This window comes from Kribbella sp. NBC_01510, from assembly GCF_045040325.1.
GTDB lineage: Bacteria > Actinomycetota > Actinomycetes > Propionibacteriales > Kribbellaceae > Kribbella.
Window position 1 is genome coordinate 5,488,707 of record NZ_CP109418.1, and the last position, 18,429, is coordinate 5,507,135.

The 18,429-nt window shown below is 70.6% G+C and carries 9 protein-coding genes and 1 tRNA gene; 7 read left to right on the top strand and 3 right to left on the bottom strand.

Going from position 1 to position 18,429, the window contains the following annotated elements:
• Positions 1–169 precede the first annotated feature (169 nt).
• Entirely contained in the window at positions 170–613 is a 444-nt protein-coding gene (locus tag OG558_RS27595) for a DUF3052 domain-containing protein (RefSeq protein ID WP_329475512.1), read from the top strand.
• Between the two features lies 1 nt (position 614).
• Positions 615–1,079, top strand: coding sequence for a peroxiredoxin (locus OG558_RS27600; protein WP_405065607.1), 465 nt, complete (start codon positions 615–617; stop codon positions 1,077–1,079).
• A gap of 114 nt (positions 1,080–1,193) precedes the next feature.
• Here OG558_RS27600 and OG558_RS27605 read toward each other — a convergent pair.
• Positions 1,194–1,270 (bottom strand) — tRNA-Val (locus OG558_RS27605).
• Between the two features lie 205 nt (positions 1,271–1,475).
• Here OG558_RS27605 and OG558_RS27610 point away from each other — a divergent pair.
• From OG558_RS27610 to OG558_RS27620, 3 genes are all read left to right on the top strand, one after another.
• Entirely contained in the window at positions 1,476–1,676 is a 201-nt protein-coding gene (locus OG558_RS27610) for a hypothetical protein (protein WP_405065608.1), read from the top strand.
• On the top strand, positions 1,673–3,259 hold the full coding sequence (locus OG558_RS27615) for a hypothetical protein (RefSeq protein WP_405065609.1): 1,587 nt from the start codon (positions 1,673–1,675) through the stop codon (positions 3,257–3,259). The genes OG558_RS27610 and OG558_RS27615 overlap by 4 nt, the downstream gene beginning before the upstream one ends.
• Positions 3,260–3,412: 153 nt before the next feature.
• A complete protein-coding gene (locus OG558_RS27620) occupies positions 3,413–3,643 on the top strand; it encodes a hypothetical protein (protein WP_405065610.1) in 231 nt (76 codons plus the stop codon).
• On the opposite strand, the gene OG558_RS27625 is transcribed toward OG558_RS27620, so the two are convergent.
• The gene (locus OG558_RS27625; protein ID WP_405065611.1) at positions 3,623–5,110 is read right to left on the bottom strand and encodes a carboxylesterase/lipase family protein; all 1,488 of its coding nucleotides are present in this window, start codon (positions 5,108–5,110) and stop codon (positions 3,623–3,625) included. The genes OG558_RS27620 and OG558_RS27625 overlap by 21 nt on opposite strands.
• 378 nt (positions 5,111–5,488) lie before the next feature.
• Here OG558_RS27625 and OG558_RS27630 point away from each other — a divergent pair, with 378 nt between their 5' ends.
• On the top strand, positions 5,489–16,303 hold the full coding sequence (locus OG558_RS27630) for an amino acid adenylation domain-containing protein (protein ID WP_405065612.1): 10,815 nt from the start codon (positions 5,489–5,491) through the stop codon (positions 16,301–16,303).
• 358 nt (positions 16,304–16,661) lie between these two features.
• The gene (locus tag OG558_RS27635; RefSeq protein WP_405065613.1) at positions 16,662–16,913 is read left to right on the top strand and encodes a hypothetical protein; all 252 of its coding nucleotides are present in this window, start codon (positions 16,662–16,664) and stop codon (positions 16,911–16,913) included.
• 586 nt (positions 16,914–17,499) lie between these two features.
• On the opposite strand, the gene OG558_RS27640 is transcribed toward OG558_RS27635, so the two are convergent.
• Complete coding sequence (locus OG558_RS27640) at positions 17,500–18,429, bottom strand: ROK family protein (RefSeq protein ID WP_405065614.1); 930 nt, start codon at positions 18,427–18,429, stop codon at positions 17,500–17,502.

The window sequence follows — 18,429 nt, forward strand, 5'->3', positions numbered from 1 at the left end:
TGATTCCGGTCTCCCGCGCGTGATGTGAGCGGACACGGTCCGTACCCACCACGCGGATACCGGACACGTCACGGATCCCTGGTGCATACTTGCGCGACGCGGTACGTCACGATGGACTATCGCTACTGAAACCTACCCCCGGGCAGACGGGGACCACGGAGGAGGACACGTGAGCGCGACCGCGGACCACGCGGACGGCAAGAGCGGGGTGCCGAACATGGCGTCCCGGCTCGGCCTGGAGGCCGGCTGGGTCGTTCAGGAGATCGGGTACGACGACGACAGCGACGACGACTTCCGCGATGCGATCCGGGCGATCACCGGAGAGGCGTTCGTCGACGACGAGACCGACGAGGTCGTGGACGTCGTACTGCTCTGGTTCCGCGAGGACGACGGAGACCTGGTCGACGCCTTCTTCGACATCCTCACCGACCTGAAGGCCGGCGGGGTCGTCTGGCTGCTGACGCCCAAGGTCGGGCGGGACGGCTACGTCGAGACGAGCGACATCGCCGAGGCCGCTCCCGTCGCCGGGCTGTCCACGACGAGCACGCTGAGCGTGACGGACGACTGGTCGGCGACCAAACTGGTGGTGCCGAAGTCGGGCCGCCGAGGCTGAGGTGGCCGCTGCCGTCGGCAGCCCGGCACCGGACTTCACCGCCCGCAACCAGCACGGCGAGCAGGTCCGGCTGAGCGACTACGCCGGCCGGCGGGACGTCGTACTGGTCTTCTATCCGTACGCCTTCAGTCAGGTCTGCACGAGTGAGCTGGCCGCGCTGCGAGACCGGCCGGAACTGCTCGCGGCGGCCGAGTTCCTGGCGATCTCGTGCGACCCGATGTACACCCTGCGGGCGTACGCCGACGCGCAGAAGCTCGAGTTCGGTCTGCTCAGCGACTTCTGGCCGCACGGGGCGATCGCCTCGGCGTACGGCGTCTTCGACGCGGACCGCGGCTGCGCCGTCCGCGGCACCTTCGTGGTGGACCGGACCGGCGTCATCCGCTGGTCCGTCGTCAACCCAATCCCCGAGGCCCGCGACCTGGACGACTACGCCGCGGCACTGGCAAGTCTGAACGCGGACGGCTAGGCGGCGGCATGAGTGGATTCATCACCGACCCGGCTGGACAGGCCGGGGCGAAATTGTCCTGACAGTCGGAGTAGACCCGTAGGTCGCCGCGCTACGCGGACCCGTGGCTCCACTTGGTGGGCTGTGAGGGACTCGAACCCCCGACCCCCTCGGTGTAAACGAGGTGCTCTAACCAACTGAGCTAACAGCCCATGTCCACAGCAAACGAAGCCCCGGCCACGAAGAGCCGGGGAGTTCACTACTCCTGAGGAGCAGGCGAGCCGACACTATCATCCCGCCCCGGCCGGGTGCGGACCAACGCCAATTCGTCAGTAAGCAAACACATGTTCTAATATGTGTTCAGCGATTGTTTGATCTGGCGGAGCGGGTTTCGGTGCTGGTGGAGGGGCGGCGGTCATGTATCGGATCGAAAGTGATGTGGAGTTGTCGAGTGACTGGCTCCCGCCGGAGGCGTTCTCGACTCTGTACGCGTCGCAGCCTGCGGCCGTGGCCACGGCGATCGAGGGTGTCGGCGCCCCCGAGGTTGATGAGGTTCGCGTCGTCGACGCGGCTACCGGTCAAGTGGTGTGGGGGTCTACGGAGCACGCGTTCGAATGACTCGACTCCGCGTGATCGCGGATCCGTTTGTGGCATCCCCGTCGACGGGGGTACGTATCCGCGACCGGATCAAGGGCATCACTGCTGCCGACGAGCAGGTGCTGCGTCTGGTCGGTGAGCATTTGGGGCGGCTCGCCTCGGCAGATTTGGCGCGCCGCGTGCACGACGGATTCGACCATGACAGCGAACGGTGGGCGGATCGGAAGCGGGACCTGACGCCGTTGTCGTCGTCTCGATGGGCGGGGTCGATCACCAAGGCGACCAACGACCAGTGGAGTCTGGCCCGACGAGCCCAGCACGCCCATGTCCAATCGCTGCGGGCGGGCGTCGCCATGATCCGGCACCGGTTGTCGTTGCCTGTCGGGGAACGGGGCAGCAGGGGGCAGCCGGGTGGGTACCGCTCCCAGCAGGAGTGGCACGCGAAGTCCCGCCGCCTCGTGACTCATGAGGCACGCCTCGCTGCTGTGGAGGCCGATCGTGCGGCGCGGCACGTCTCGGTCGTGCGCGGCGGCAAACGGCTGCTGCGGAAGCGGCACAATCTGGGGGCCGCCGGGCTGACCGTAGCCCAGTGGCGGCAGGAGTGGGAAGCCAGTCGCTGGTTCATATCCGCGGACGGGGAGTCCGGGAAACGGTGCGGCAACGAAACCATCCGGGTCACCTCCGACGGGGAGGTGTCGCTGCGCCTCCCGACGCCGTTGGCACATCTGACCAATGCCCCGCACGGCAGGTACGTCCTCGGCGGGCGAATCGCCTTCGCCCACCGCGGCGACGAATGGCGCGACCGTGTGGCAGCGAACCAGGCCGTGGCCTACCGGATTCACCACAACCCGGGCAAGGACCGCTGGTATCTGGACGCCTCCTGGCGCCGCAAGGACACGCCAGTAGCGCTCCTGGAGACACTGTGGGCGGGCGAGGTGATCGGAGCGGATATGAACGCCGACCACCTCGCCGCCTGGCGGCTCGACCCCCACGGCAACCCCACCGGCAAGCCACGCACCTTCACCTATGGCCTCACTGGCACCGCCACCCACCGCGACGCCCAGGTGCGGCACGCCCTCACCCGGCTCTTGCACTGGGCGACGGACACGGGGGCGAAGGCGATCGCCGTGGAAGACCTCGACTTCAACGGCTCCAAGACCCGCGAACACCACGGTCACCGCAAACGGTTCCGGCATCTTGTGTCCGGCATGCCCACCAGCAGACTTCGGGCACGACTGCTCGCGATGGCCACGGATACCGGGATCGCCGTGATCGCCGTCGACCCGGCCTATACCAGCCGGTGGGGCGCCCAACACTGGCAGAAGCCCACCACCACTCCCACCCGCAAAACCACCCGACACGAGGCAGCAGCCATCGCGATCGGGAGGCGCGCACTCGGTCACCGGATCCGGCGACGGACGGCACCGCCCCGACAGCACCAGACGGATGCTGCCGGGCATCGGAACCTCCAGGCTGGATCAGGCACCCGGGGACGCGAGGAAGCCCGCCAACCCGGACCCGGACCACGGACACGATCCGTCGCGCCGACCGAGTCAGTACGCGGGCAACCAGGCGACCCAACACCGTTCGGGGCCGCCCACTGACCAGGACCAGTCCTGCTCAGTGTTCAGGTACGGTTCGATTCCCTCTTCGCCCACCAGTTGTGGTCGATGGGAAAGACTTGGCTGCCGGTGCGGCGCTGCGCTGGACAGTCGCGCCGTTGTGTGGCGCCCGCGATCGGGAAGAGGTCGGGCGCCGTGCGGCTGGCCACTCAATACGGCGTGCCGCTCGGTGAGGCCAACGACATCTACACAGCGCTGAAGGCGTTCACCACGCCTGAACAGGAGCCATTGCTGCACTACTGGGCCAGCCACCCGGAGACGGGTGGCTGGTTGCCGGCGAAGATCGCGGACCTGCGCCCTGGGCCAACGGTCTGGACCGGATCGACCTCGCCCTGCGCAGCTGACCTAGGCGCTCAGCAGCGGTAGGGGTGCGAAAGCGTGCCTGGCCCACAGGCGGCGGGACGGCTCCTCGGGGTACTGCGTGACGGTGAGGTCGGAGCCGAAGACCGCGACCAGCCGTTGGGTCGCGTCGTACGCCGGCCAGCCTGGATCGCCGGAGTTGGCGAAGGCGGTCCACGCCGTACGGAAGTGCCGCGAGACCTGCTCCGCGGCAGCGAGTGGTTCGGCGTCGAGCAGGAAGCCGAGCAAGGCTCCCTGCGTGGCGCCGAACACCAGCGGAGAGTCGAGGCCGTGGCACGCGCCGAGCCCGGAGTCCGGCCAGGCCAGCTCATAGGCGTACGCGCGGCCTCCGCCGGCGACCTGTGCTTCGGCCAGCCGATGGCTCGGCATCCGGAAAAGCCAGTCGGAGTGGACCAGCTCGTAGAGCCGCTCCGCGCTCGCGGTCGGGTAGGCCTCGCGGTAGCCATCCGGCGCGAGCATCCGCAGAGCCGTCGCGGCGTCCTCGTCGGTGAGGTTGCCGAGGCGGCCGTCGGCCGCGAGGAGCAGGCGGTACTCGTCCCGGGTGTGGCCCGCGATCAGGTCGACGTCGCGGCCGGCGCCGGCCGCCAGGGCCTCGAACGGCGTCCGGGGCAGGACCTCGCCGTCGACGACCGGCGCGAACGGGATCTTCATGTAGGCGGCTGTGCCCCAGCGTTCGACCTGCGCGACCATCGCGGTGTTCATGGCGTCCCCGGCGGCGACGATGTCGGCCGTCGGGATCCCACGCAGGTCGTCGGCGGTCGGCCGGCGGCCCAGCCGAGCGGCGATCGCCGTCATCAGGTCGGCGGCCACCGACTCCGAGAAGTACGTCCCGGGCGCACTCTGCGCGATAGCCCGGCGGAACAGACCGGCCGCACGGGGCATCGCGAGAAGAGCGGCGATCGAGCCGGCGCCGGCCGACTGTCCGAACACGGTCACCTGAGCCGGGTCGCCGCCGAACGCGGCGATATTCGCGCGCACCCACTCCAACGCGGCGACCTGGTCGAGCAGACCACGGTTCGCCGGAGCGCCTTCCAGCAGCCCGAAGCCGTCGACACCGACCCGGTGGTTGAACGTCACCAGGACGACCCCACCCTCGCCGGCCAGCCGTGCTCCGTCGTACGTCGGATCGCCGGACTGCCCGAACTGGTAGCCACCGCCGTGGATCCACACCATCACCGGGAGCGCGGCGCCCGTCCCGGGTTGCGGCGACCAGACGTTCACCGTTAGCCAGTCGTCGCCGGTGACCGGGTTCGACGACGGCCCGAAGATCATCGACTCCGGCGGCGGCGGCCCGAACGAGGCCGCCGCGCGGACTCCGTCCCAGCCCTCGGCCGCCTGCGGGGCTGCGAACCGCAGCTCGCCCACCGGGGGTTTGGCGAATGGGATGCCACGGAAGACCGCGAGGCCGTTCTCGATGCTTCCCCGCACCAGTCCGGTGGTCGTGCGGACCACCTCTGGGCCCCTGTCGATCATGGGCACCATGCTCTCGCGTTGCCGCACGATCCGTCGCGGAGGTTTTGAGCCGCGGGCCGTATCGGAACCGGCCGGCACTCGTTGTGATCGGTGTCGGTGATCGATGGAATTCTTAACCATCGGCTGGTGAGAACGGACTCCACCTGGGCCGGTCGCGGCTGGTAGGGTTCACGGCTGTCGGTCGGCGCGATGACGCACCGGGTCCGCCCGGAGACGGCATCGTTCCGGCAGGCGGAAACGGGGCTTGTCGTCGGTGAGAGCGAGACGGGTGTGCCCTGAGCCCGGCTCCGTCCAGTTCGGGAGGCGCGTGTCCGTGGGTCGCCAACTGGCTGGCGCCACCGTTGTTGCTCACCGTGTCGTGGTGGTGGGACCGGAGTGGTGAGGAGCAGTGTGGACCGGCCGGCGATCTCCACCGGGCCGGCCCTGATGATTCCCGCTGGGTACCCGCGCGACCTGCCGAGCGCGCTGCTGCGGGCCGCCCGCGACTTCGGCGGCGCCGGCGTGGTCGAGATCGGCCCGGACGGCCGCGAGACCAAGCTCGACTTCCCGACCCTGCTCGAGCTGGCCGCCCGGATCCTGGCCGGCCTGCGGGCGAACGGCGTACGCGCCGGGGACCCCGCGGTCGTGCACTGCACCGAGCCGGTCGGATTCTTCGCCGCGTTCTGGGCCTGCACGCTTGGCGGCATCCGGCCGCTGCTGATGGCCCCGAGCCCGGACGGCGACCGAACCGAGGCCGGCCGCGAGCGGCTCCGCAAGGTCACCGACCTGCTCGGCTGGACCGTCCTGATCGGCCGGCCGTCCGACCTCCCGAACGACCTCGGCCTGCCCGTCCTCGACCCGGACGCAATGGCCGGCCACGAGCCGACCTCGGACTTCCACCGCCCGGCCGCGGACGACGTCGCCGTACTCATGCTGTCGTCCGGCTCCACCGGTGCGCCGAAGATCGTGCAGTTGACGCATCGCGGGCTCGTCGAGTTCGCCGCCGGTACGCCGGCGATGCTGCCGGTCCGGCCCGGTCAGACCACGCTCAACTGGCTGCCGCTGGACCAGAGCGGCGCCTTCCTGCTGTACCACCTGCTGCCCGTGTTCACCGGCTGCACGAACATCCACGTGAACACGGGCTGGGTGCTCGCCAACCCGCTGCGCTGGCTCGACCTGATGGACCAGCATCGCGTCAACCACTCGTGGTCGCCGAACTTCGGCTACCGCCTCGCCACTGCCGCGATCGCCGGCGAGCCCGACCGGCACTGGGATCTGTCGGCGCTGCGCAGCCTGGTCAGTGGTGGCGAGCAGATCACGGTCCCGGTGGTGTCGGACTTCCTCCGGCTGACGAATCGGTTCGGCGTCGTACCCGAGACCTTCGTCGCTGCCTGGGGGATGACCGAGACGGTCACCGGGATCACGTTCGCCCGACCCGGCCTGACGCCCAACGTGCACCGCGTCCGGATCCCACCGACCGGCGTGGTCGAGTGGGTCGACCAGCGGCCCGCGACCGGGAAGGTCGCGGTCGCGCGCCCAGGCAAGCCGCGGGCCGAGGCGCCGGGCGTGCTGAGCCTGGTGTCGGTGGGTGCGCCCGCGCCGGGGACGACCGTGCGGATCGTCGCGCCGAACGGCGCCGTCCTGCCGGAGGGCCGGATCGGTCAGCTGCAGGTCGCATCAGCGCGGGTGACGCCCGGGTATCTGGGCAACCTTGAGGCCGACCGGGCCGCGTTCCCGATCGGCAACTGGCCGGCCCGCAAGTGGCTCGCGACCGGTGACCAGGGCTTCATCACCGGCGGGCAGGTCGTCATCACCGGCCGGGACAGCGAACGCATCATCATGTCCGGGAAGCTGTACTACGCACACGACATCGAGTCGGTCGCCGCGACGGTCGTCGGCGCCCAGCACGGCCTGGTCGCGGCCTGCGGCGTCGCGGACGCGGAGAGCGGGACCGACCGGCTGGTCGTCTTCTACGCACTCACGCCGGAGTCGATCCCCGGCATGGACCAGGCGATCCGCAGCCTGATCCAGGGCCGGCTCGGCCTGTCCGCCGAGGTCGTCGGCGTCCCGCGGCGCGACTTCCCGACCACCCCCGGCGGCAAGATCCTCCGCCCCCTCCTCAAACAACGCTGGATCGACGGCACCCTCGAATCCCCACCCGGGGCGTACGTCGACCCTGCCGGAGCCAGCTCCTACTCCGGCCCTGCCGGCGAAGGCCCCCTCGCCGATCCTGCCACGCTCACCACCGACGAGGACCCCTCCGAACGCACCACCGAACTCCCCGTCGTCCGCCTGGCCTGGAAACGCACCCTCCAGCAATCCATCCCGACCCCACCCCAACGCCCCACCCTCGGCGCCCACCCCTCTGAGCCGGCCCCACCCGAGCCCGAGCCAGCCCCCGAACCTGACGCACTCAACGCGCCGCCCGCGAACCCCGAGCCGGCCACCGAGCCTGACGCACTCAACGCGCCGCCCGCAAAGCCCGAGCCGGCCACCGAGCCTGACGGACTCACCGCGCCGGACGCGCAGCCCGAGCCGGTCGACCACGTTGCGCCCGACGCGGACCACGTCGCGCCCGAGCACAACCCCGAGCCGACCGACGAGCCAACCCGCGCAGACAAACTGGCACCAGCAGACGACCAGCCAGCCGCCGAGCTGACCGAGCCCAAGCCCACCGAGCCCGAGCCCGCCGACAAGCCAGCACTCGGCGACGAGCCGGCACTCGCCGAAGAGGCAGGACTCGCCGAGGAGGCAGCACCCGGCGACGAGCCAGCACTCGCCGAACAGGCAGCGCGGGCCGAGGAGTTGGCGCCGGCGGATGCCCAGCCGGCTGAGCTTGTTGCTGACCTGCCCGAGTCCGACGCGACCGAGCACGAGCCTGAGGCCACCGAGCTGACCGAGCCGGAGCTTCCAGGGCTGACTGAACCCGAGGCCACGGAGCCCGCACTCGCCGAAGACGAGGCGCCCGAGGACGAAGCGGTCTCGCACGAGCACCAGGGTCCCGATGAGCCCGAGCCCGCCGAGGAACCAGCATCCGCCGACCCGCAGTCAGCGCTGCAAACTGCCGAGCACGAGCCCGAGGCCGCTGAGCCCGAGATCCGGGTCCAGGCCGGCGAGACCACCGAGCACGAGCCCGACGCCGCCGAGGCAGAGTCCACCGAGCACGAGCCCGAGCCCGACGCCGCTGAGGCCGGGACTGCCGAGCACGAGGCCGAGGCGGCTGAGGCCGAGCCCGTCGAGGTGCAAGCGGCTGCCGAGAGTCAGGCGACCGAGCAAGCAGCAGAGCTCACCGAGCCGGATCCGATCGCAGACGTGGAGCTGGAGCCGGCTTCGGAGCTGGATCCGAAGCCGGTTGCTGAGCCCGCCGAGGCGCCGGAGCCCGCCGACGTATCGGAGCCCGGACCTGAGGCCACCCAGACCGAGCTCGCCGAGGCCGAGACTGCTGAGGTACGCGCGGCTGCCGAGAGTCAGCCCGATGCGCAAGCGGCGGAGCTGACCGAGCCGGACCCGAGCGCGGACGCGAAGCCGATCGCGGCGGTAGAGCCGGAGGCGGGCACGGAGGTGCGTCCCGAGCAGGTCGCGCAGGTGCAGCCGGAGCCGATCGCCGACGGGGAGTCAGAACCCGTTGCGGAGGTCGACCCGGAGCCGATCGTCGACCTGGAGTCGGAGCCGGTCGCGGAGGTCGACCCGGAGCCGATCGTCGACCTGGAGTCGGAGCCGGTCGCGGAGGTCGACCCGGAGCCGATCGCCGACGTGGAGTCGGACCCGGTCGCGGAGGACGGCCCGGAGTCGATCGCCGGTGTGGAGTCGGAGCCGGTTGGGGAGGACGAGCCGGAGCACGTTGCCAAGGCGGAGCCGCAGTCGGTCGCTGAGTCTGCCGAGGTGCCGGAGCCTGCGGAGGCGCCGGAGTCTGCCGACGTACCGGAGCCGGTGGGCGGGCTGGCTGGTGAGTCGGCGGCCGACATTCCGGGCGAGGCTGCGTCAGCGGAGCCTGAGCCGACCGGGCCCACCGCAGAGTCCGGCGAGCACGCCGAGCCTCGCGAAGGTGCGGAAGCCGACGACGAGTCGATCGCCGACGCTGAGCCGACTGCGGAGGTCGAGACTGAGGCCGACGCCGCCCCTGAGCAGGTTGCAGCCGTGGTGGAGCAGCCGGAGGACGACGTACCAGCTGAGGCCGTGGCAGTTGCAGATCCCACCGAAGAGACCGCAGACCAGGCTGAAGCGGAGGTAGGCGCCGAGTCCGTCGCCGCGTCCACGCAAGTCACCGAGTCCGAGCCGGTGCGTGAGTCTGCATCGGTTGCGGAGAGCGTTGCGGCGCCTGCGCAAGTCACCGAGTCCGAGCCGGTGCGTGAGTCTGCGTCGGCTCGCGAGAGTGTTGCGGCCTCCTCGCAGGCAGCTCAGCCGGAGCCCGTGGCAGTGCGGCAGGCTGGGGTGAAGGCTGCTGTGGTGGTCGAGCCGGTGGCTGTGGTGGGGGTGGCTGGGCGATTCCCGGGGGCGGAGACGCTGGAGCAGTTCTGGGACAACCTCGTGGGTGGGGTGGAGAGTGTTCGCCGGTTCTCGCCTGAGGAGGTGAGTCAGGCGGGCGGGCAGGTCGGCGACGGGATGGTCGCGGTGAGCGGGGTGCTCGACCATGTCGAGTCGTTCGACGCGAAGTTCTTCGGGCTCAGCGATCGTGAGGCCGAGCTGATGGAGCCGGCCCAGCGGTTGTTCCTCGAGGTCTGCCACCAGGCGCTCGAGCACGGCGGGTACGCCGGCACGTCGAGCCGCGTCGGCGTCTTCGCCGGCTCCGGAATGAACCTCTACAATCGCCAGCACCAGTCCCGCGACTCGCTCGCCACCCGCGTCGCCTACCGCCTCGGTCTGACCGGGCCCGCGATCGGTGTCCAATCCGCGTGGTCCTCGTCGCTGGTCGCCGTACACCTCGCCTGCCAGGCCCTCCGCTCCGGCGACGCGGACCTCGCGCTCGCCGGCGCCGCCGCCGTACAGATGCCGCAGGCAACGAGCTACCACCCAGGTCCGGAGTCGATCCTGTCGCCGAGCGGAAAGGTCCGCGCGTTCGCCGCGGACGCCGACGGCACGGTCGGCGGCAACGGTGTCGCCGCCGTACTGCTGAAGCGCCTCGACCAGGCCATCGCCGACGGAGACACCGTGTACGCCGTGATCCGCGGCACCGCGGTCAGCAACGAGGACATGCCGGCTGGCAACCAGGTCGAGCTGATCGAGCGCGCCCTGGATCGGGCCGGCTTCGCCGCCGACTCGCTCAGCTACATCGAGGCCAACGCGATCGGTAGCACCACCGGCGACTCCGCCGAAGTCAAGGCCCTCACGACCGCGCTGCGCCGGCACACCGACAAGGTCGGCTTCTGCACGATCGGCTCGGTGAAGCCGAACATCGGCCACCTCGACAGCGCCGCGGGCATGGCCGGCCTGATCAAGACCATCCTGATGCTGCAGCACCGGATGCTGGTCCCGACGATCAACTACACCGCGCCGAACCCGGAGCTCGCCCTCGACGGTAGCCCGTTCGTGATCGGCACCGACGTCCGCGACTGGGAGGCCGGTACGACGTTGCGCGCGGGCGTCAGCGCCCTCGACGCCGGCGGCACCCACGCGCACGTGATCCTGGAGGAGGCCCCGCGGCAGATCCGCCGTGGCGACGACGGCCCCGTCGTACTGCCGCTCTCCGCCCCCGACCCGGACGCACTGGCCGACCTTGTCGAGCTGTACCGCACGGACCTCGGCCATGGCACCGGTCTCCGCCTCATCGACCTCGCTGGTACGGCGGCACTCGGCCGCCCGGCGCATCGGCACCGGATCGCGGTCGCGGGCTCGTCCGAGGCCGAACTGGTCGACGCACTCGGCTCAGCTCAGGCAGCCGAGGTGCCGCGGGGTGGACCCGGCCCACTGGGCTATGCGTTCACCGGACAGGGCGCTGCGCGTCGTGGGATGGCGGCTGGGCTCGCTGCGCGCTTCCCGGCGTTCCGGTCGGTGCTGGACGAGTGTGACCGCGTCTACCACGAGGAGACCGGCGGAAGCCTGCTAGAGCTGCTGCTGACGCCTGCTGGTACGTCGGAAGGCGTTTGGCCGACCGAGACCGCGCAGCCGGCGCTGTTCGCGTTCGAGCTGGCTTTGGCGCGGTTGTGGCAGTCGTTCGGCGTGCAGCCGGCGTTGGTCGTCGGTCACAGCGTGGGGGAGTACGCCGCGCTGTGCGTGGCGGGCGCGTTGTCGTTGGCGGACGGCGTACGCCTGACCGCGAAGCGCGGCCAACTCATGCAGCGTGGCACGGTTCCGGGCGCGATGGTCGCCGTACGCGCGGATGCCGACCGGGTCCGTGAACTCGCGCAGACGACCGGTGTGGAAGTTGCCGCGGGCAACGGTCCGCAGTCGTTCGTGCTGACCGGGTCCGAGGTGATCGTCGGGCAGCTCGCGGCGCAGCTGGATCGGCTGGAGGTCGCCTGGCAGCGGCTGGATGTCGATCGGGCGTTCCACAGTTCGTTGGTGGATCCAATACTGGCCGACTTCGCGGAGATCGTCCGGGAGATCACGCTCAAGCCCTTGCGTACGCCGATGGTGTCGAGCTGGTCCGGTGATCTGCTCGAATCCGGGACCGTGCTGGACGGCGACTATCTGGTCGGGCAGTTGCGGCAGCCGGTACTGTTCGGCGACGCGGTCGAGGCGGTGACGGCGGCCGGTTGCCGGCGCTTCCTGGAGCTCGGGCCGGATGCGGTGCTCAGTCCCGCCGGACGCCGGATCGCGCCGAACAGCACGTGGATCCCGGCGCAGCGGCTGGGCCAGGACCCCGTCCTTGCGACGATGAACGGCCTCGCCGAGCTGTACGAGCAGGGCACGGAGATCGCCTGGTCGAAGGTGTACCCGGACGGCGGCCGCGTGCCGCTGCCGACGTACCCCTTCCGCCGCGTGCACCACCCGGTCGACGCCTCCGTGACGGTGGTCGCTGGTACGGCGTCTGCCGGGGACGCGAGCACTGGTGGGGGGCGGGTGCAGCCGAACGCTTTCGAGCGTGCGGCTCGCGCGCAGATGGTGTTCGCCCCGCCGTCGAGTGCCGCGGTGAAGCGGATCCCGCTGGACCCGCCGGACGAATCGGCTCCCGCCGAGGTCGAGCCGGTGGATGAGGTCGCCGAGCGTTCGCCGTTCGCGCTGCCGGCCGAGACACATCAGATCGACGCGGACTACCTGGCCCAGGCCGGATCGCTGTCCGGCGACGAGGTATCCGCCGAACGCTACCGCGATGCGCTCAACGCAGTCCTCGACCTGACCTGCGCCGAACTCAGGCTCGACCCCTACGACCTGACCGTCGACCACACCTTCGCCGAACTAGGCGCAACCCCCGCCTCCATGGCGCCCGTCATCACCCAGATCAACACCCGCTTCACGGTAGAACTAACCCCCGACGAACTCTTCGCCACCTACACCACCCCGCACAAACTAGCCACCGCCGTAGCCATCCACACCGCAAACGTTGCCGAAGGCACCGAGTCCACGAAGGCCGAGGGCACCGAGTCGGTCAGTGGTTCTGTCGAGCCCACAGGCGTCGCTGCGGAGGCCGAGGACGGTACGCCGTCGGAGGCTGCCGCGCAGTCCGACGATGGTGCTGCGGACGCGGCTGGCGTGCGAGTCGAGGGTGGTGCTGCGGCGGGGACCGTCGTACGGGCCGAGGGCGGTGTCGCGGGAGAGAGTGCCGCGCGGGTCGAGGATGGTGGCGCGGAAGCGGCCGCCTCGCGGATCGAGGACGGCGCCGAAGATCGCGCTGCCTCGCAGACAGTGGACGGTGCAGAGGATCGCGCTGGCTTGAAGGCAGAGGACGGTGCTGCGGCCGACGAGGCAGTCGGCGAGGTAGACGCCGGGTCGGTCGCAGAAGCCGGTTTGCAGACGCCCGCGCAGCCGGCGGAGCAGGCTCTGTCGACGGCGGAAGTTGCTGGGCGGACCACCAATGGTCCGGTGACCGAGGCTGACGCAGCGGCGGAAGCTGACGCGGAGGCGGGCGCTGGTTCGGTGGCGGAGACTGTGGCAGCGATGGAAGCTGACGCGGAGGTGGCGGCCGCTTCGGTGGTGGGGGCCGGGGCGTCGGGGGTAGTTGCCGATGCGGCAGTCGGTGGTGGGGCTCGGGGTGAGGCGGGAGCGCGGGATCCGCGGGCTGCGTTGGCGGTGCTGGGGTCCGGGCTGGCTGAGCTGGCGGCGAAGGTCGACGAGGCTGCGGCCGCGACGAGTGAAGCCGAGTTGCCGGGGAGCGGGATGGCCGCGCTCATGTCGCAGCAGCTTCGGGTCGCAGGCCAACTGGTCGACGGCGTCACCAAGCTGATGCGCGAACAACTCGCACTCCTCACACCAGAGGTCGCCGAGGACATCGACACGGATGTGACCTCAACTGAGCCCGTCGCACCACTGGTCGATGCCGGCGACGCCGCATCCGCCGCAAACAACCCAGGCGATGCCACTTTCACCGCAGATGAGCCCGGAGATGCCGGTTCCACTGCAGGTAAGCCCGGCGAAGACACGCCCGCCGCAGGCCGGACCGGCGAAGGCGCGTCCGCAGACGAGGTCGGCGTATCGCCGGAGTCCGAGCCGGCGGCCGGTGAGTCCGCCGTGCCCGCCACCGAGCTGAGCGGTGATGAGGCCGTTGCGCAGTCGACTGAGCTCGCCGGTAGTGAGCCCGCCGTGGCGTCGGCCGTGGTTGGCGGCGATGAGTCGGTCGTGCCGGCCGCCGATCTGAGCGGTGATGGGGCGGTTGCCCAGTCGACGGAGCTGGTTGGTGATGAGCCGGCCGAGGTGGGCGGCGATGAGGCCGTCGTCGCTGCGACCGAGCAGGCCGTCGAGCAGTCCGGCGAAGGTACGTCCGCCGCCGGACCCGGCGAAGGTGCGACTACCGACGAGCCCGCCGTGGCGAGTGGGGACGGGGCCGGCGGTCGGGTGGGTCGGGCTGTCGACGAGGATGCGGCTGAAGGGGAGGTGTGGCGGCGGGATTTTGGGTATTGGAGTTTGGCGTTGGCGGGGAGTGAGCCCTTGGTTCTGCCGTCGGATCGGGGGCGGCCGGCGGGTGAGGGAGCGGTTGCCTCGGTCAAGAAGGAGTTGGCGGAGGAGCTCGGGGACGCGGTGTTCGTGTTCAGCCGGGAGCGGAAGGTCAGCCCGCTGATGACGATGCTGGCGGCGGTCGGGACTGTGCTCGGGCGGTTCGCGGCGCAGGACGACGTCACGATCGGGTCGGCGTTGATCCGGCCGCAGGGCGACACCTCGACGACGATCCGGCGGCCGCTACCGCTGCGGATCGATCTGTCCGGGGAACCCGACCTCGGCGAGCTCGCGCAGCGGGTGCGCGACGTCACCACCGGCGCGTTCGACCACGCCGGCACCGATCTCGCCCTAATGCAACGCGACCCGCTCTTCCAGATCCTGGTCGAGTTCGAGGACGGCGACGACGAACTCCCGGACTCCATCGACCTGCGCCTGCGGCTGACCCACCACGGCGCCGGCATCACGTGTACGGCGGACTACCGGTCCGGGCTGTTCGACCAGACCACCATCGACCGCCTGCTCGCCTACCTGGAAGCAGTGTTGCGCCGGGCAACGACCCAGCCACACCTGCGCCTGCCCGAGCTGATGCTCCCGATCGAGTCCGACCTCGAAACACTCCGCGAGCTGGAAGGCGACCTCGAGCCCACCGGCCCAGTCGGTCGGGCACGACGTGACGCCGTGGTCGCCGGCGAACTCAGCGGACTGCACACCCTCTTCGAGCAGCAGGTCGCCCGCACCCCCGACGCGATCGCGCTGATCCAGGGCAAGCGCGAACTCACGTACGCCGAACTGGACCGCCGGTCCAACGCGGTCGCGTGGCAGCTGACCGACCTCGGCGTGAAGCCCGGGCAGCTGGTCGCCGTACGCGTTGCCCGAGGCACCGAGTTGGTTGTCGCGGTGCTCGCCGTACTGAAGTCCGGTGCGGCATACCTGCCGCTGGACCCCGGCGTACCGGAGTCGCGCTGGGCCTTCATGATCCAGGACGCGTCCGCGGTCGCCTTGGTCGGTGACGACGCGGCGCTGGCCGATCGGCTCGGGTTGCGGCTGGTCCCAGTCGCCGCGACGGATGGAGACCCGCGGGCGCGGCAAGCGCCGCCAGTGCGCGCCGCGGCCGATGACGTTGCCTACTGCATCTACACGTCCGGCTCGACGGGGAATCCGAAGGGCGTCGTGGTCCCGCACCGCGGCCCGGTCAACCTGGCCCGGCACTACCTGCGGACCCGGCGATCGCTGCGGACGTTGCAGTGGACATCGTTCGGGTTCGACGTGCATGTGCAGGAGATGTTCACCACGCTCGCGTCCGGCGCCGCGCTGGTACTGATCGGCGAGGACGACCGGTACGACCCGGACGCGGTGATCGCGGCGCTGCGGGATCACCGGGTCGAGCGGTTGTTCATGGCGTTCAGCCCGTTGACCGCGCTGCTCGCGACGATGCGCCGGCTGCCCGAACTGCCAGCGCTGCGCGAGATCGTCGCCGGTGGTGAGGCGATGGTGCTCACCCACAAGGTGCGGGACTTCCTCGAGGCGCATCCGGAGTGTCGGCTGTTCAACGAGTACGGGCCGGCCGAGGCGTCGATCGTGACCACGATCCACGCGGTCGACCCGGCCGAGGACCGGCCGTCGATCGGGCGTCCGGTCGAGGGCGTCGTCGTACGCCTGCTGGACGAGGCGCTGCGGCCGGTGCCGGTCGGTGCGGTCGGCGAGATCCACCTCGGTGGTTCGGCCGTTGCCCAGGGCTACATCGGGCGGCCGGAGGAGACCGAACGCGTGTTCGTGCCGGACCCGGGTCATCCGGGCGGGCGGCTCTACCGCAGCCGTGATCTGGGTCGTTGGCGCGTGGACGGGACGCTGGAGTACCTCGGCCGCGCTGACGACCAGGTGAAGATCCGCGGTCACCGGGTCGAGCCGGGCGAGACCGAACATGTGCTGGCCGACCAGCCTGGTGTGGTCGACGCGGTGGTGGTCGCGTGTGCGGACCCCGGGGGAGACACCTGCTTGATCGGGTACGTCGTCCTCGAGGACAGTGACCCGGCGGTGCTGGCCCGGTTGATGCTTGACCTGGGCAAGGAACTTCCGATCTACCTGGTCCCGGCGGATCTGATCCCGATCGAGGAGCTCCCGCTCGACGACAACGGCCGGCTGGACCGCGGTCTCCTCCCCGAGCCGGAGTGGCTCAAGCCGTAGCAGCACCGCGTGGCTCGAGCCCTCGCAGTACGGCGGGCAGACCTGTTCTGCACCGTGGACGGGGCTGTGGCGGTGGAGGCCCTCCCGCAACCACCGCCCACCGTCCACGGTGCAGAACCCGCGACGATCCTCATCCCTCCTGAGGATCGATCGCACCCCGCACTCGTCGGCGGAACAGCGATGAGGCACTGATCACGCAGACGAGCAAGGAGTAGATCGCAAGCGCCGCCCCGGCACTGCCGGCCGTGGATCCGACGCTGTCCGGACCGGATCCGTTCCCATCGGATCCGAGTGCTACCACGGCTGTGACCACGACCAGCGCGATCAGCGGGCCGCTCCACCCGAGCACACCCATCCCGTGCCAGTCGTCACTCGGTATCCGCAGGGCGCCGTGCAGGGAGGCGAGACCGCAGGCGGCGGCAACGTTCAGCAGCAGCAGGCGGGCGGCGACATCCTGGAGCGATGCGCCAGCTGGGCCGGTCGCGTCGTACCCGAGCGCGTACAGGTCGACCGGGACAGTGACCGCGGCGGCGCAGATGGCGGCGAGCTGGACACACCCGGGGTCGTCGGATCGAGACGCGCAGGACGTCGTACTTCGACGTTGTCGTGACGACCAGGGCGGTGAAAAAGAGGGCGAAGAGGGGGAGTACCGCGACGTCCATCGGGACCGAGTCTCTCTGGTCGAGCGTTGCCCCGGACAACGCTGGCGGACGGTGGTGCCTCTTCTGCTGTACTCGGTGGTGCTGCGAGGGCGGTGGGCGAGTTTCCTCGCCCGCCGCTCACGCGTTCGGTTGGTCAGACCCCCCTCACCAACCGCTTCCGGCCGATCCAAGGCCCCCTTGACCGACCGTGGATGACGTGCCCCCACCCCATCCATCCGTTGCATCGCGTGGAACGGGGTCGTCGTTACACGGTTTCGGGTGATTGGGTAAAAATTGCGCAAAGGTGCGCGAGACAACCTTTTCCGAGCGCAATCACTGTGTGCCAAGTCTGAGAACCCCGGCTCGCGGGTGAGGTCGGCCGAGGTGAGGGGGATAGGCGGGGAGTGGAGGGGCGGCGGGGGGCGGCGTGGGGAGTGAGGGTCGGCCGGGTTTGCCGAGGCGGCTGGTGGTGCCGGGGAGAGGGGCGGTGGAGCAGGCGGGGGCGGTGGATCAACCGCAGCTCGTCGACCAGGCCGACGTCGGAGCGGGGCGGGGTTAGGGCAGGGTGGACCAGGCTTGGTGGGCGGCGCCCAGGAGGCCGGCGTTGGCTAGTTGGGCGGGTTCTACGGTCAGGTCGGCGACGAAGGGGAGCTGGGCCAGGCGCTTCACCCAGGCTTGGACCGGGTCGAAGAGGACTGGGCCGGCCTTTGCCACGCCGCCGCCGATGACGACTGTGGTGAGGTCGACCGTGACCGCGGTGGCGACGATGCCGGCAGCCAATGCCTGGGCGCCGTCGTCGAAGATCGCGAGCGCCAGTTCATCGCCGGAGGCCGCGTCAGCGGCGAGTACGGCGGCGTCCACGTCCTCGTCCGCCCGCCAGCCGCGGCGCTTGGCCCGGGCAACCATCCGCGGCCCGCTCGCGTACGCCTCGACGCACCCGTACGACCCGCACGCGCACGCCTCGCCGTCCTGGTCGACCACCATGTGACCGATGTGTGCGGCATTGCCCGACTGACCGATCATCGGCCTGCCGTCGACGACCAGCCCACCGCCGACCCCGGTCGACACCACGATGCCGAGCAGCGTGTCGACGTCCCGCCCGGCTCCGGTCCAGAACTCGCCGAGCGCGAAGCAGTGCCCGTCCACTCCCAGCGTCACCGGTACGTCGCCGGCCAGCGCCCGTACCCGCTCGACCAGAGGGAAGTTCCGCCAGCCGGTGATGTTCACCGGCGAGACCAGCCCGTGCTCCTGGTCCAGCGGTCCGGCCGAACCGATCCCGACCGCCAGCGGAGTGGCGTCGCCCCGCACGCGTTCGATCAGCTCGGCGAGCGCGGCGAACACCTCGTCCGCACCGCCGGGCGGCGTGAGGATCCGGTCGCCGGTGCCGATCGTGCCGTCCGCGGACACCAGAGCGGCGGCCATTTTCGTGCCGCCGATGTCGATCCCGAGGACCGTGCCCTGATTCGTCTCTGCCTCGTCGCTCAT

What these genes read in the sequence shown, in the direction of transcription:
- OG558_RS27615 (WP_405065609.1), top strand. Translation starts at nt 1,673, where the DNA reads ATGACTCGACTCCGCGTGATCGCGGATCCGTTTGTGGCATCCCCGTCG.
- OG558_RS27625 (WP_405065611.1), bottom strand. Translation starts at nt 5,110, where the DNA reads ATGATCGACAGGGGCCCAGAGGTGGTCCGCACGACCACCGGACTGGTG.
- OG558_RS27640 (WP_405065614.1), bottom strand. Translation starts at nt 18,429, where the DNA reads ATGAGCGACGAGGCAGAGACGAATCAGGGCACGGTCCTCGGGATCGAC.
- OG558_RS27610 (WP_405065608.1), top strand. Translation starts at nt 1,476, where the DNA reads ATGTATCGGATCGAAAGTGATGTGGAGTTGTCGAGTGACTGGCTCCCG.